Below are 13,941 nucleotides of genomic sequence, written 5' to 3' on the forward strand. Positions count from 1 at the left end.
CCCGACCTCTCGCCGCAGCTAAGCCGTCGGCGGCCCCGACCTCTCGCCGCAGCTAAGCCGTCGGCGGCCCCGACCTCTCGCCGCAGCTAAGCCGTCGGCGGCCCCGACCTCTCGCCGCAGCTAAGCCGTCGGCGGCCCCGACCTCTCGCCGCAGCTAAGCCGTCGGCGGCCCCGACCTCTCGCCGCAGCTAAGCCGTCGGCGACCCCAGGAGCCGCCGCGTCCAGTCGGCCAGGGCCGCGATGGCGCTGCGGGAGATCGCGGCCGTCGGCATCATGCTCGTGAACCCGTGGAAGGCACCCGGCCAGACGTGCAGCTCGGCGTCGCCGCCGGCCGCCCACAGCGCGGTCGCGTAGGCGACCGTCTCGTCGCGGAAGACCTCCGCGCTCCCGCAATCGATGTAGGTGCGCGGCAGCCCGGCCAGGTCGCTCGCGCGCGCGGACGCGGCGTAGACCGACACGTCCTCGCCCGCACGCCGGGGCCCGAGGTAGGCGTCCCAGCCGAAGCGGGTCAGCTGCCGGTCGGCCACCCCCACTCCGTCGATCTGCTGCGTCGACACCGTCGAGTCACGGTCGTCGAGCATCGGCGAGACCAGGATCTGCGCGAGCAGCGCCGGCCCCTTCCGGTCCCTGGCGAGCAGCGCGGTGCCCGCGGCGAGCCCCGCTCCGGCGCTCTGCCCGGCGATCACGATGCGGGCCGGGTCGATGCCGAGCTCGTCCGCGTGGTCGTGCACCCAGACGAGTCCGGCGTAGCAGTCCTCGACCGGGTAGGGGTCAGGATGCTCGGGGGCGAGCCGGTAGTCGACACTGATCAGCACGACGTCGTGGTCGTCCAGCAGCCAGTCGTCGTAGGAGTCGAGGTTGCCGAGGTGGTGGCCGAACATCATCCCGCCGCCGTGGATCGTGTAGAACGCGCTGGTCGCTCCCGTGCGGCCGGTCCGCTGGATGATCGCGAGCGAGATCGGGTCGCCGAGGTGGCCGGGCACGGTGAGCGACCGGCGCTCGTAGCCGCGCGAGTGCAGCCGCTCGTCGAGTGCCTCCTCGGTCACGTCTAGCGCGCGCATCCGGGGCAGCATCTCGGTCGTCAACGTGACGGGCCCGCGCGCCTCGAGGGTGTCGAGGAAGGGGATCAGCTCGGGGTCGAACGGAGGGCGGGGCATGGGGTCAGACATAGGAGGACTCCTGGGTGGTGTGGCCGGCCGAGGTGGGGCCGACCGGGGTTGGGCCGACCGGGGTGGGGGCGGGGTCAGCCAGGGCTAAGCCGGCCGAGGTGGGGGCGGGGTCGGCCGGCGTCGGGCGCGTGGCCCGGCGTGACCAGCGGATGCCCGCCACGACGAGCCCCGCGGCGAGCGCGGTGATGGCGAGCCCGGCGATCACGATCGCCTCCTCGAAGGCCGTGAGCCGCGCCGGGTCGAAGGCCTCCGCCGTGACGCTCGATCCGACGAGGGCGGCGAGGATCGTGCCGGTCGCCGCGATCCCGACGGCGGTGGCCAGTTCGCTCGCGGTGTCGACGAGGGCTGCCCCGATCGACGTGCGGTCGCCGGGAAGGCCCCGGAGCACGCTGCTGCCGGCCACGACGCCGACCACGCGCATCCCGGCCGCAACGAGGACGAGGGCCACCAGCACCCAGGGGTACCCGAACCGGGCGAGCAGCGCGAACACGGCGAGCCCGGCCACGACGGCGGCGGCGCTCATCCACGCGGCCCGGTCGAGACCGACCCGCTTCACGAACGGGCCGACGAAGCGCCCGCTCGCCAGGAGCACCACGACCTGCGGGAGGGTGCCGAGGGCGGCGAGGGCCGGCGTCCATCCCCAGGCGAGCTGCAGCTGCAGGGTGGTCAGGTACGACAGGCCGGCCATCGCGAGCCCGGTGGCGGCTTTGTAGGCGAGACCCGAGGCCACGAGCGGCTGCGCGACGAGCCGCAGGTCGAGCAGGGGATGGCGCGCGGTGCGCTCCCGGACGACGAACCCGATCCCAGCCGCCACGGTGACCGCGATCGCGACCCAGGCCGGTGCGGTGTCGGCACCCACGACGAACAGGGTCGGCGTGAGGAGGACGCCGACGACGGTCACCGCGCCGAGCACCGCGCCGAGCACGTCGATCGGGTCGCGGTGACGGTCGGCCCGCTGGTCGGCGGCGATCCCGGCGCGGATGCCGAGGAAGGCGATCACCGCGATCGGCGCGTTGGCGACGATCAGCACCTGCCAGGGCGCCACGGCCAGCACGAAGCCGCCGATCGTCGGCCCGGCGGCGAGCCCGACGAGCCCGGCCGTGGAGATGACCGTCAGGGCGCGGACGCGCAGATCGTCCCGGTCGAACAGGCGGAACGCCAGCGCCATCGACCCCGGGGTGGTCATGGCCGCGGCGACGCCCAGCAGTGCTCGCACGGCGATCAGCTGATCGATCGAGGTGACGAAGAGGGTGAGCACGCTCACGGTCGCGAGCAGCGTGAGGCCGACGAGCATGACCCGGCGGCGTCCGAAGCGGTCGGCGATCGCGCCGAACAGCAGCATCAGGCCGCCGAACGCGACCGAGTAGGCGCCCGAGACCCACTGCAGCGACGCGGTGGGAGCGCCGAGGTCACGGCCGATGGTCGGGAGCGCGACGTTCAGGACGGAGTTGTCGAGCATCTCGAACAGGAACACCGCCGAGAGCCCGGCGAGCGCGACCCACGCTTCGCGCAGACGCGGCGGCGGGGCCGGGACGGATGAGGGGACGGATTCGGTCATGGGCGCACTCCTTCGATGAAGAAGTGACGACTCCCGTGAGACGCGTACGCGGTTCCGTCTGCCAGGGGCGACGGGGTTTTTCCCTCTAAGGCGACAGTAGCGCATCCGGATGCCCGTCAGAACTTTTCGACACGACGAGCCCGCGCGGTGCCAGAGTTCACTCATGGACGAATCCCGCTCGACCGACGACCGCCACAGCGACATGACACCCGAGGTGCTGGCGGCGTTCAGCGACGCCTGGGCCCGCCACGACCTCGAGGCGCTGATGAGCCACGTCACCGACGACTGCGTCTACAGCGCGTCCGTCGGCCCCGAGCCCGGCCGCACCTGGTCGGGCAAGGACGCTGTGCGGGAGGGCTTCGCGCTCATGCTCGCCCACGACGTCGGGCAGGAGCGGCACGAAGACGAAGGGCCCATCATCCTGGGCACCCGCGGTGCCGGCACCTGGTCGTTCACCGGCCCCGGCCCCGACGGGGTGGTCGTCGAGACGCGGGGCTGCGACATCTTCCAGTTCCGGGCGGGCAAGATCGCCCGCAAGGACGCGTTCCGCAAGGTCTACGAGCCGGAGACGCCGGCGTGATCCACGAGCAGGGAGCGAGACGGCCATGACCGAGCAGATCGAGTCGTTGATGAGGGCGAATCTCCACGAGGTGTTCGGGCAGCGCGACGCCACGCTCCGCCGCGCGGCGATCGAGCGCACCTACACCGAGGACGTGGTGTTCCTCGACCCCGACGAGGTCGTCGAGGGCTGGGACGCGCTCGACGCGAAGGCCGGGGCGCTGCTCGAGGGTGCGCCCGGCTTCGTCTTCTCCGAGGCCGGCCCGATCTACGTCAACCACGACATGGGCTACCTGGCCTGGAACCTCGGGCCCGAGGGCGCGCCGCCGGTGGTGCGAGGTGTCGACACCTGCTTCGTGCGCGACGGGCGCATCACGAAGATCTACACGCTGCTCTTGACGGAGTGAGCGGCCGCGTCACCGACGAGTCGGACCCGTACGGGCTGCCGCGGTTCGCCGGGGAGGACACGCTGACCGACTGGGTCGACCACTCCGAGATCGCGCTGCGGACGGTGCGCGTCTTCACCCGCGGCCCGCTGACGGCCACCGTCATCGCGCACCCGGGCGTGTGGGATCTGATCGTCAGCGACGGCCGGGGCGGGGTCGAGTTCCACGCCCTGCCGTCGACCGAGATCGCGGGCGCGATGACGGCGCTCGGGCGTCGGGCGGGCTGACGTACGCTGGCGGGATGGATGCCACCCACAGCGAAGCCCCGAGCTCGGTTCCACCCGACGCCGCGGGCGCGGGCGCATCGACTCGTCTTCGATTGGCGCTGAGCGCTCCGGATGCCTCCGCCCGCCTGCAGGCCGCCCTGACCGCCGGCACCCGCCCGGCCCCCGCCTACATCGGGGTGCTGGTCGGACAGTGCCGCGTCGAACGCGACTTCTTCGTGCGTGACATGCTCACCTGGGCGCTCACCCGGCACGACCCCGACACCGTCGTCGACCAGGTGCTGCCCGAGCTCGACTCCCCCATCGCGCAGGCCCGCAGCCAGGCGCTGCACACCCTGTCCAAGGTCGGCGACCCGCGCGCGTTCCCGGCGATCACGACCGCCCTCCTCACCGACACCGACGACGTCGTGGCCCGCAACGCCTGGCGCACCGCCTCGGGCCTCGCGCCCGACGACGAGCACCGCGCCGCCCTCGCCACCACGCTGGCCACCCAGCTCGGGCGCGGCGACCGCGACCTCCGCCTCAGCCTCACCCAGTCGTTCCAGCGCCTCGGCGAGGCCTCCCGCCCCGCGCTCGACACCGCGTCGACGGATGCCCGCCCCGACGTGCGCGCCCACGCCCTCGCCACGGCACAGCTCCTCACCGACCCCGAGGCCGACTTCGACGCGGCGCTGCAACAGGCGCGGGCGCAGGACGCGGACTCGACGCGCGCACCCGATCAGCCGGCCTCGCCGGATCAGCCGGCTCAGTAGGAGCCTCGGCTTAGCCGAACTCCCCCACCTGACGATCGATGGGCACGGTGCCCGCGACCGTCACGTCACCCGTGTGTGCGGTCGTCACCGTCTCGACGAGCACGATGTGCACCTCCTCCGCTGCCACCGGATTGTGCCGCACACGCCGCGGCACCACGAAGAACTGACCCGGCCCGAGCTCGACGTCGTCGGCGTCTTCCAGCTGGATCACCAGGTGGCCCGACACGACGAGGAACATCTCGTCCTCGTCCTCGTGGGCGTGCCAGACCAGCTCGCCGAGCAGCTTCGCGACCTTGACGTACTGGTCGTTCACGCGCCCCACGACCCGCGGCGTCCAATACTCGGTGACCCGCTCGAGCTCGGCGGCGATGTCGGTCGTCCCGGATGTCGTCATCCCCCGATTCTGCCGACTCACCCCGCCCTCCGCGACCGACCACGGGCCATTCGCTGCCAGCGCGGCTAGACGATCTCGAGCTCGTCCGAATGGGGAGGGCCATAGACCGTGATCCCGGCCAGTGCGCAGGCAGCGGCACCGGGGAGCACGGCAGTCACGTCCCCGAAAGGATGCTCGCCTTCTTCGTCGAAGAGCGCCCACGCCGTGCTGGGGCCGTTCGTGTAGCTCGAGCCATATCGCACCCCGTCGAAGCCCGCTTTGTCGAAGGCCGTCGCCCACTGCTGAGGGACGACGTAGTCGTCCATCGTGCCGAGCATCCGCGTCACGCCGTGCGTCACCGAGTCAGCGCTGGCGATGTCTGCGCAGGAGAAGCTGCGAGCGACACGGATGGATGACACCACGAAGGAGTTCGCCAGGGAGGCCGGTACGACTCCCTGGTCGAAGACGCTCTCCCGCACCTTCTCGCGCACGGCGGTCGCGATGTCGTCGGCGACGTAACAGGTGCCGCGACCGCCCCCGAGGTTGAATCGGCAGTGCGGCGTACCGTTGAAGTAGCACGGTCCGAGATCAGGGCGGTGCGAGCGATGCACGACCCGCCCCTCGGGCAGCGTCTGGCGTGGGAAGTCGGCTAGGTCGAGGCCGAGGGCGGGCGGAGGCTGCCGGCTCACGCGGCCCACGCGGCGGCGGCGCGGCGAGCTGTCTCGATGACGACGGAGCTCTCTCCGGACCGAAGCAGTTCGGCCATGGTCGGCGAATTCTTCGAGGCGGCGACCGCCGGGCGACCGTTCAGCCATTGCGCCCAGAGCCAGGGATCGTCGTGCCCTTGGGCGAGCGCCTCCAGCACGGCCCGCAGCCCCGGCAGGAATTCCCCCCGTGGACCGAACTGGAACGCGGGGAAGACAGCCTTGCCGTCGCTCGTCCACAACCGGAGGATGTCCCCCCGCGCTGAAGCCTGCCGGATCGCCTCCCGGCTGACCTTGCGCAAGGCGGTGAGGGCGGCCGTCGAGTAGAACGGGCCGACGACCCCATTCACCGGGCTCGACACCCGAGCGATCGGCAGCGGGCGGAGCATCGCATCCGCGACCTCGTCCGGCGAGAGGAGCTGGGCCAGACCCCGCACCTGGTCGTCGCCGAGTGCGCGCAACCGACGCTCGACCGCCTCAGCCACGTCATGACTGAAATCGTCGGGCACGCGCTGGATGGTCATGTAGTAACTCCTCGGGCAACGTGGGAATCAAGGCCGTCAAGGCCGTCAAGTTCAGGGTAGATCGGCCCGTCAAGGGCGTCAAGATGTCCCCCGGTGCCGCCCGCGCCCCTTACGGCCGCCCGGGCCACCCGTCAGGGGTAGAGGGGCGGGGCGTCGGCGTCGTCGTAGGGGGGCGCCTCGTAGTAGGCATCGGGCGGAACATCGTCGAAGGACGGGGCGTCGTCGTAGGGCGGCGAGTCGGGGCCGGAGTCGGAGGCCGGCGAGAAGCGCGCACCGCCCGGGCGCCGGTTGCCGTCGCGACGGGCGCCTGAGGTGGAGCGGCCGCGGCCGGAGGCAGTGCGACCCCCGGAGGCGCGGGCGGCTGAGCCCGAACCCGAACCCGCACCGGCGGCCGCGTCATCGGCGCCCCCTTCGGCGGGGGCCGGGAGCGACGACGGGTCGAAGGCGCCCGACGTGACGACCTCGACGAGGCCGGCGCCGTACGCCTCCCGCTTGCGGTCGCCGATGCCCGCGATGCCCTCGAGGGCCGAGACCGAGCCGGGGCGGAGCGAGGCGACCGCGGCGAGCGTGGCGTCGTGGAACACGACGTAGGCCGGGACGCCCTGCTGCTTCGCGGTGGCCGCACGCCAGGCCCGCAGCTCCTCGAAGAGCGCCGCATCGGCCTCGCCGAGATCGTCTTTCGCCGCCGACCGGCTGCCGCCCCGCGACGAGCCCGAACCCGAGCCGGAGCCGCCCCGGGTCGCGACCCGCTCGGCCTCCTTGCGCAGCTGCACCGCCCGCGAGCCCGAGAGCACCGCCGCGCTGTCGGCCGTGATGACGAGCGTGCCGTAGCCGTCGTCGTTCACGGCGAGCAGCCCCTGTGCCAGCAGCTGCCGCACGACGCCGCGCCACTGCTGCTCGCTCAGCTCGGTGCCGATGCCCCAGGTGCTCAGCTCGTCGTGCTTCCACTGACCGACGCGCTCGGTGCGCTTGCCCCGCAGGATGTCGACCAGGTGCCCCGCGCCGAAGCGCTGGTTGCGCTCGCGTTCGAGCCGCACGACGGTGGACAGCAGCTTCTGGGCGGCCACCGTGCCGTCCCACGACTCGGGCGGGGTGAGGCAGGTGTCGCAGTTGCCGCACGGCTCGCTCTTCTGCCCGAAGTAGCCGAGCAGGTTCTGCCGCCGGCAGCTCACCGTCTCGCACAGGGCGAGCATCGCGTCGAGGTGCGCCGACAGCCGGCGTCGGTGCGCGAGGTCGCCGGGCGACTCGTCGATCATGCGCCGCTGCTGCACGACGTCGTTCAGCCCGTACGCCATCCACGCCGTCGACGGCAGACCGTCGCGGCCGGCGCGACCGGTCTCCTGGTAGTAGCCCTCGACCGATTTCGGCAGGTCGATGTGCGCCACGAACCGCACGTCGGGCTTGTCGATGCCCATGCCGAACGCGATGGTGGCGACGATCACGACCCCCTCGTCGCGGAGGAATCGCGCCTGCGTCTGCGCCCGCAGCCGAGAGTCGAGACCCGCGTGATAGGGCATCGCATCGACGCCGTTGGCCGCCAGGAACTGCGCCGTCTTCTCGACCGTGTTGCGCGACATCGCATAGACGATGCCCGCGTCGCCCGAGTGCTCCGAACGGATGAACGACAGCAGCTGCTTGCGAACCTCGACCTTCGGGTCGATGCGGTACTGGATGTTCGGCCGGTCGAAGCTCGCGACGAAGTGCTTCGCCTCACCCATCGACAGCCGCTGGGTGATCTCCTTGTGGGTGGCCTCGGTGGCGGTGGCGGTGAGGGCGATGCGCGGCACGTCGGGCCAGCGCTCGGCCAGCTCGGCGAGCGCGAGGTAGTCGGGCCGGAAGTCGTGCCCCCACTGCGACACGCAGTGCGCCTCGTCGATGGCGAACAGCGCGATGTCGCCGCTCTCGAGGAAGCGCTTGGTGCTCTCGCTCGACAGCCGCTCGGGCGCGACGTAGAGCAGGTCGAGCTCGCCGGCGAGGTAGTCGCGCTCGACCCCCGCGCGTTCGGTGGGGTCTTGCGTGGAGTTGAGGAACGCCGCCTTGACGCCGACCGCCTTCATGGCCTCGACCTGGTCGTGCATGAGCGCGATCAGCGGCGACACGACGACACCCGTGCCGTGCCGCACGAGCGACGGCACCTGGTAGCAGAGCGACTTGCCCGCGCCCGTGGGCATCAGCACCACGGCGTCGCCGCCCCCGATGACGTGATCGATGACCTCAGCCTGGTCGCCTCGGAACGAGTCGTACCCGAAGACCCGGCTGAGGGTCTCGAGCGCTGCGGATGCGGTTGTCTCAGTCACGGGACGAGCCTAGTTCGCGGGGCTGACAGCGAGGTCGCGGGGGCGGGACTGTGGAGAAGATCCGGAGCGGCCGCGACGGTGAAGGAGGGGACGACGACGAGCGCACAGCGCGCACGAGATGGCCCACTCAGCGCGACAGCGGCACCTCGAGCAGGCTCAACCCCGCGGGCGGCGACGCGAGGGCCGAATCAAGGTCCCCCCGGGTCGAGACCGCGCGGTACGACCATCCGAAAGCCTGGGCCAGAGCGGCCAGATCGACGTTCTGCGGCGTGAACATGACCCGGTCGAACGGGTCGCGGGCGGCCGTGCCGGCGACCTCGAGACCGTCGAAGATCGTGCCGCCGCCGTCGTTGCCCACCACGAGCTGCACGCGGGGGCGCGGCTCGCCCGGCGGCAGGTTCAGCCCGCCGGTGTCGTGCAGCAGCGTGATGTCGCCGAGCAGCACCCGGGTCGTGCCGGTGCGCGCCCCCGTCGAGCCGTCGGAGGCGGCGAGCGCGATGCCGATCGCCGTCGAGACCGTGCCGTCGATACCGGCCAGGCCCCGGTTGGCGTGCACCACGATCTTCTTGCCGCCGACCGCCGTGTCGACCTCGCGGATCAGCCGCGACGCCCCGAGCACCAGCCGATCGTGCGGCCAGGTCGCGCGCCAGATCGCGTCGGCGAGGAACCGCCTGGTGACCGGGGCCCGCAGCGCCGCCAGCTCGCCCTTGGCGTAGTCACGCGCCCCCGCCACATCGGCCGCGCCACCCGGGATGATCAGCGGCGCCGCCACGTCATCGGCCGCCGACTGCTCCTCGAGCAGCTCGCGACCGGCGAAGACCCACTGGCCGGCCCAGGCCCGGGCCGCGCGGTCGCCGCGGTCGTCGGGGTCGGCGGTGATCTCGTCGACGACGAGGGTCTGCGGATGCGGGACCACCGCTTCACCGTGACCGCGCACCACGATCGTCTGCACGTCGTCGCGGGCGAGCAGGGCGGGCACCTGGCGGCTCAGCGTCGGATGTCCGAACACGACGGCCCGCTCGACCCGCCCGCCGAAATCGGGATGATCGAGCAGGATGCGGTAGGCGCTGACGAGGTTCGGGCCGAAGCGGGCGCCGCTCGAGACCTCGGCGATCAGCGGCAACCCGGCGTGCAGGGCGAAGGCGTTGGCGCGGTCGCCGGCGTCGGCGCCGGCGATCACCAGAGTGCGGGGGCCGCGGTCGAGGTGCAGGGTGCGGGGGGCGACGGATGCGCGTCCCGCACTCTCGGGAGCCGCCGCCCCCGGCCCGGCGGGCTCGTCGTCGGGGAGCACCTCGCCCGAGAGCGGCTCGACGAACTGCAGGTTGAGGTGCACGGGGCCGGCTCCGGCCAGGGACGACTCGACCGTGTACGCGTCCGCGTCCCCGTCCCCGCTCGGAACGGGGCCCGCTGCCGACGGGTCGGGAGCCGCCAGGGCGGCGGCCAGGGCGCGCGCGGCGAGGGCACGAGCATCCGGAACCTCACCGAGCGTGGGCGGCGGGACGTCGAATTCGAGGCGGGGGAAGCGCCCGAACAAGCCCGGCTGCCAGGTGGTCTGGTTCGAGCCGGTGCCACGGAGGCGCGCGGGGCGGTCGCCGCTCAGCACGATCATCGGCACGCCGGAGTGGCTGGCCTCGACGACGGCGGGCACGAGGTTCGCGACCGCCGTACCCGAGGTGGTGACGACGAGCGCCGGCAGCCCCGACTCGCGGGCGAGGCCGAGCGCGGTGAAGGCGGCGTCGCGCTCATCGATGCGGACGTGCAGGGCGATCCGGCCGCGGCTCTCGGCGTCGGCGAGCGCGAGGGCGAGGGCCTGCGAGCGCGAGCCCGGGGAGACGACGGCATGGCGCACACCGAGGTCGACGAAGGCGTCGACGAGCCGGTGGGCGAAGGTGGCCGCGGGGCTGACGGTCACCGGTCGGCGCGGGGGTTGTCCTGCTCGTCGTCGGTCTCGGCGAGGCGGCGCTCGAGGTCGCGGAGGCGCTCGTCGTCGTCGGGATCGCGAACAGGGCGGATGGTGCCGAGGAAGTCGGGGTCGTCGTCGGGCCCCATCGCCCGCACGGGTGGCGTGTTCGAGCGGCGGCCGCGGCCGATGACCAGCCAGAGGATGCCGCCGATCGGCGTGAACAGGATGATGATGAACACCCACGCGACGCGGGGAAGGGCTTTGACGCGCGACTTCGGCACCATCAGGCAGTCGACGAGGGCGTACACGGTGAATGCCACGACCACGATGACGAGGGCTAGGAGTACGCGAGCCATGCCGTAACTGTACCCCCGGGATCCGGGAGCGGACTGCGTGTCCGCCGAGGGCTGACCGGGGGTCGGGCGAGCCCTCGCGTCGAGGCCCGGGCGAGCGCTCGGCCGGCCTTCGAGCGGGCGGTCAGGATGCCCGTCCTAGACTCGTGGTGTGAATCCTGGACGCACGTGGCTCGTGTACACCCTCATCCGGCTGGGGATCTTCGCCGTCGTGCTCACCATCCTCTACCTGCTGAGCATCGAGCCCTGGATCGCCGCCGTGATCGCCGCGATCATCTCGCTCTGCATCTCGATCATCTTCCTGCGGAAGCCCCGGGAAGAGGCGTCGCGCACGCTGTACGAGGCCCGGCTGAACCGGGGCCAGGCGGGCCGCCCGGCACCGGTCGTCGATGCGTCAGGCGCAGCCGCCGCCGCCGGCAGGTCCAAGGCCGGCTCGACCGAGGACGAGGACGTCGAGGACAGCGCCGTCGACGGCACCGAGCGCCGGGCTCAGTAGGCGAACGAGAGCCCGAGACCCACGCCGCAGAGCAGGCCGAACAGGCTGGTGAGCTTGAGCACGGTGACGTACTCCTTCGGCGTGCGCGCCGTGAACATGATGATCGTGGCCGGCACGGTGAGCAGCAGGGTGAAGAACACCAGCCACGCCTTCGGGTAGATCAGCGCGAAGAAGGCCAGCACGGCGTACGCCACCAGCAGCCAGAAGACGTAGAGGATGCGCGAAGCGGTGCGCCCGATCAGCACGGCCAGCGTGCGCTTCTTGACGAGGCGGTCCTGATCGATGTCGCGGATGTTGTTGGCCATCAGAACGGCGCACGCGATGGCGCCGGCGGCCACACCGCCCAGCCAGCCCTCGAAGTTGACGTAGCCCGCGAGGATGAACGTCGTGCCGGCCGTCGCGACGATGCCGAAGAACGCGAACACGAAGATCTCGCCGAGACCGTAATAACCGTAGGGGTGCTTGCCGCCGGTGTAGAACCAGCCCGCGGCGATGGCCGCCGCGCCGACCGCGAGCAGCCACCAGTGCCCGGTGATGATCACGATCGCGAGGCCCGAGGCGGCGGCCAGCCCGAAGAAGACGAGGGCCACGATGAGCACGCGCTTCGCCGGCACGAGCCCTGAGCCGGTGAGGCGCGGCGGGCCGACCCTCACGTCGTCGGTTCCGCGGACCCCGTCGGAATAGTCGTTGGCGTAGTTCACGCCGATCTGCAGGAAGATCGCGACGAGCAAGCACAGGGCCACCAGCGTCTTCGAGATGTCGAAATCGCTCGCCAGCATGCCGGCGCCGGTTCCGATGGCGACGGGGGCGACACCGAGGGTGAGGGTGCGGATGCGCGCCCCGGCGATCCAGGCGCCGGCCGCCGATCGCGGTCCGGCCGGCCGCGCGGCGGGGGCGCGCCCTGATGCGGGGCGGGCGCCGTTTCGCGGCGGGGCGGTGCGGGCGGGGTGGCCGGAGGGGCGCTTCTTCGTCTTGGACATCGGGGCTGATTCTATCCTCGCGACGCGGCGTCGCCTGGGAGTGGGTCGGGAGCCGGGACCGTGGTCGTGGGGTGGGCAGTGCTCCCCGGGGCGCCGGCGGCAGGGGCGCCTGGGGCGCCGGCCGCAGGGACGCCTGGGGCGCCGGCGGCAGGGATGCCCGGAGCGCCGGCCGCAGGGACGCCCGGGGCGCCGGTGGCAGGGATGCCCGGAGCGCCGGCCGCGACGAGGCGTTCGATCAGCACGCGATCGGGCTTGCCCGACGCCAGACGCGGCAGGGTGTGCACGTGGACGAGCGCGGCGGGCGCGGCCGCCCGGCCGGCCTCTCTGACCACAGTCTCGCGGAGACGATCGAGGCGCGCGCCACCCAGTTCGATGACGGGCTGGTCGGAGGTGGGGTCGCCGGCCTGCAGTCCCCCGGCCACCGGGTCACCGGTCTCGGCGCTGCCGATGGGGCGGCCGGTGGGCGCCCGATCGTGCGATGGCGGCGTCGGCGCCGCGGGCAGGTCGTCGACGACGACGACCCCGACCTGGCCCCAGCGTTCGCTGTCGCGCGGGACGACGACCGCCTGCTCGAAGCCGCGCTGCGCCTGCACGAGGCGTTCGACCCGGCCGAGGGAGACCTTGATGCCGCCTGAGATGATGAGGTCGTCGAGGCGGCCGGTGACCGTGACGACGCCGTCGACGACGGTGCCGGTGTCGGTCGTGCGGTACCAGCGCAGGCCCTCGTCGGTGTGGAAGCGGGCTGCCGTGAGCGCATCGTCGCCGAGGTAGCCCTCAGCCAACGACGGCCCCGCGATCTCGATTTCGCCCGCGACCAGTCGCACCACCGTGCGCCCTATCGGGCGGCCGTCGTAGACGCAGCCGCCGGCGGTCTCACTGGCGCCGTAGGTGCGCACGACGGCGAAGCCGAGGTCGAGCGCCCGCTCGCGGAGCGGGTCGGGCAACGCCTGGCCGCCGATCAGGAGGGCGTCGAAGCGGGCGACGGCCCGGCGGATGTCACGGTCGGCCTCGGCCGCCTCGACGAGACGAGCGAGCTGGGCCGGCACCAGCGAGCTGAACCGCAGGGGCTGCTCGAGCCGGCCCGCGAGGGCGGCGAAGGCCTGGGGCGAGAAGTGGCCGGGCGGATGCACGACCGGCTGCGTGCCCGCCGCGATCGATCGCACCAGCACCTGCAGGCCGGCCACGTAGTGAGTCGGCAGTGCCAGTAGCCACTGCCCCGGCCCGCCGAGCGCCTGCTCCGACGCCGCGGCCGAGGCGAGCAGAGCGTCGGTGCTGAGCGCCACCCGCTTCGGCACTCCCGTCGACCCGGAGGTCTCGATCACGAGGGCCACACTTCTCCGCACCTCACGAGGCAGCGGCACCAGGGCCCCCGCGCCAGCGTCGCCGAGCGGCGCGCCGTTCGGGCCCCCGGAGGAGGAATCGGTCGACGCGGAGGACCCCGTCGCGAAGAAGGAGGGCGCCGAGGAGGACCGCGCACGGGACTCCCGCGGGAGCAGGGCCGGGCCGTCGTTCGACAGGGCCTCGCGCAAGCGCGCCGAGAGCTCGGGCGCGGGCAGACCGGCAACGACCTCGAGCGGTCTGCTCACGCGGGCACCTCGGGCGGG

15 protein-coding genes are annotated in these 13,941 nt (G+C 72.7%); 5 read left to right on the top strand and 10 right to left on the bottom strand.

Annotation, left to right across the window (positions count from 1 at the left end):
- Positions 1–188: 188 nt before the first annotated feature.
- On the bottom strand, positions 189–1,169 hold the full coding sequence (locus NVV95_RS13540) for an alpha/beta hydrolase (protein WP_259487084.1): 981 nt from the start codon (positions 1,167–1,169) through the stop codon (positions 189–191).
- On the bottom strand, positions 1,162–2,727 hold the full coding sequence (locus NVV95_RS13545) for an MFS transporter (RefSeq protein WP_259487085.1): 1,566 nt from the start codon (positions 2,725–2,727) through the stop codon (positions 1,162–1,164). The genes NVV95_RS13540 and NVV95_RS13545 overlap by 8 nt, the downstream gene beginning before the upstream one ends.
- A gap of 163 nt (positions 2,728–2,890) precedes the next feature.
- Between NVV95_RS13545 and NVV95_RS13550 the strand changes: the two genes are divergently transcribed.
- Genes NVV95_RS13550 through NVV95_RS13565 form a run of 4 tightly spaced genes read left to right on the top strand, consistent with a single transcriptional unit; the run spans position 2,891 to position 4,707 of the window.
- Positions 2,891–3,307 carry a nuclear transport factor 2 family protein gene (locus NVV95_RS13550; RefSeq protein ID WP_259487086.1) on the top strand — a complete coding sequence of 139 codons (417 nt, stop codon included), beginning with the start codon at positions 2,891–2,893 and terminating at the stop codon, positions 3,305–3,307.
- A 25-nt stretch (positions 3,308–3,332) separates the two neighbouring features.
- Positions 3,333–3,692: a nuclear transport factor 2 family protein gene (locus NVV95_RS13555; RefSeq protein WP_259487087.1), complete on the top strand. Its 360-nt coding sequence runs from the start codon at positions 3,333–3,335 to the stop codon at positions 3,690–3,692.
- A complete protein-coding gene (locus tag NVV95_RS13560) occupies positions 3,689–3,958 on the top strand; it encodes a hypothetical protein (RefSeq protein ID WP_259487088.1) in 270 nt (89 codons plus the stop codon). The genes NVV95_RS13555 and NVV95_RS13560 overlap by 4 nt, the downstream gene beginning before the upstream one ends.
- 14 nt (positions 3,959–3,972) lie before the next feature.
- Positions 3,973–4,707, top strand: coding sequence for a HEAT repeat domain-containing protein (locus NVV95_RS13565; RefSeq protein ID WP_259487089.1), 735 nt, complete (start codon positions 3,973–3,975; stop codon positions 4,705–4,707).
- Positions 4,708–4,717: 10 nt separating this feature from the next.
- Here the strand turns inward: NVV95_RS13565 and NVV95_RS13570 are convergent, their stop codons facing one another.
- The 6 genes from NVV95_RS13570 to NVV95_RS13595 all read right to left on the bottom strand — a co-directional run bounded on the left by NVV95_RS13570 (position 4,718) and on the right by NVV95_RS13595 (position 10,864).
- Complete coding sequence (locus NVV95_RS13570) at positions 4,718–5,101, bottom strand: cupin domain-containing protein (protein WP_259487090.1); 384 nt, start codon at positions 5,099–5,101, stop codon at positions 4,718–4,720.
- A 65-nt stretch (positions 5,102–5,166) separates the two neighbouring features.
- Complete coding sequence (locus NVV95_RS13575; protein ID WP_259487091.1) at positions 5,167–5,769, bottom strand: RES family NAD+ phosphorylase; 603 nt, start codon at positions 5,767–5,769, stop codon at positions 5,167–5,169.
- Entirely contained in the window at positions 5,766–6,308 is a 543-nt protein-coding gene (locus NVV95_RS13580; RefSeq protein ID WP_259487092.1) for a hypothetical protein, read from the bottom strand. The genes NVV95_RS13575 and NVV95_RS13580 overlap by 4 nt, the downstream gene beginning before the upstream one ends.
- Before the next feature lie 131 nt (positions 6,309–6,439).
- Complete coding sequence (gene recQ, locus NVV95_RS13585; protein ID WP_259487093.1) at positions 6,440–8,605, bottom strand: DNA helicase RecQ; 2,166 nt, start codon at positions 8,603–8,605, stop codon at positions 6,440–6,442.
- Positions 8,606–8,732: 127 nt separating this feature from the next.
- A complete protein-coding gene (locus NVV95_RS13590; RefSeq protein WP_259487094.1) occupies positions 8,733–10,517 on the bottom strand; it encodes a thiamine pyrophosphate-binding protein in 1,785 nt (594 codons plus the stop codon).
- Positions 10,514–10,864: a PLD nuclease N-terminal domain-containing protein gene (locus NVV95_RS13595; protein ID WP_259487095.1), complete on the bottom strand. Its 351-nt coding sequence runs from the start codon at positions 10,862–10,864 to the stop codon at positions 10,514–10,516. Before NVV95_RS13595 ends, NVV95_RS13590 begins: the two co-directional genes overlap by 4 nt.
- Before the next feature lie 148 nt (positions 10,865–11,012).
- Here NVV95_RS13595 and NVV95_RS13600 point away from each other — a divergent pair, with 148 nt between their 5' ends.
- Positions 11,013–11,357 carry a DUF4229 domain-containing protein gene (locus tag NVV95_RS13600; RefSeq protein ID WP_259487096.1) on the top strand — a complete coding sequence of 115 codons (345 nt, stop codon included), beginning with the start codon at positions 11,013–11,015 and terminating at the stop codon, positions 11,355–11,357.
- Here the strand turns inward: NVV95_RS13600 and NVV95_RS13605 are convergent.
- Complete coding sequence (locus NVV95_RS13605; RefSeq protein ID WP_259487097.1) at positions 11,351–12,337, bottom strand: 1,4-dihydroxy-2-naphthoate polyprenyltransferase; 987 nt, start codon at positions 12,335–12,337, stop codon at positions 11,351–11,353. The genes NVV95_RS13600 and NVV95_RS13605 overlap by 7 nt on opposite strands.
- Positions 12,338–12,348: 11 nt before the next feature.
- Entirely contained in the window at positions 12,349–13,923 is a 1,575-nt protein-coding gene (locus NVV95_RS13610; protein ID WP_259487098.1) for an AMP-binding protein, read from the bottom strand.
- Positions 13,924–13,941: the final 18 nt, after the last annotated feature.

It is taken from the genome of Herbiconiux gentiana (genome assembly GCF_024978135.1).
Lineage (GTDB): Bacteria > Actinomycetota > Actinomycetes > Actinomycetales > Microbacteriaceae > Herbiconiux > Herbiconiux gentiana.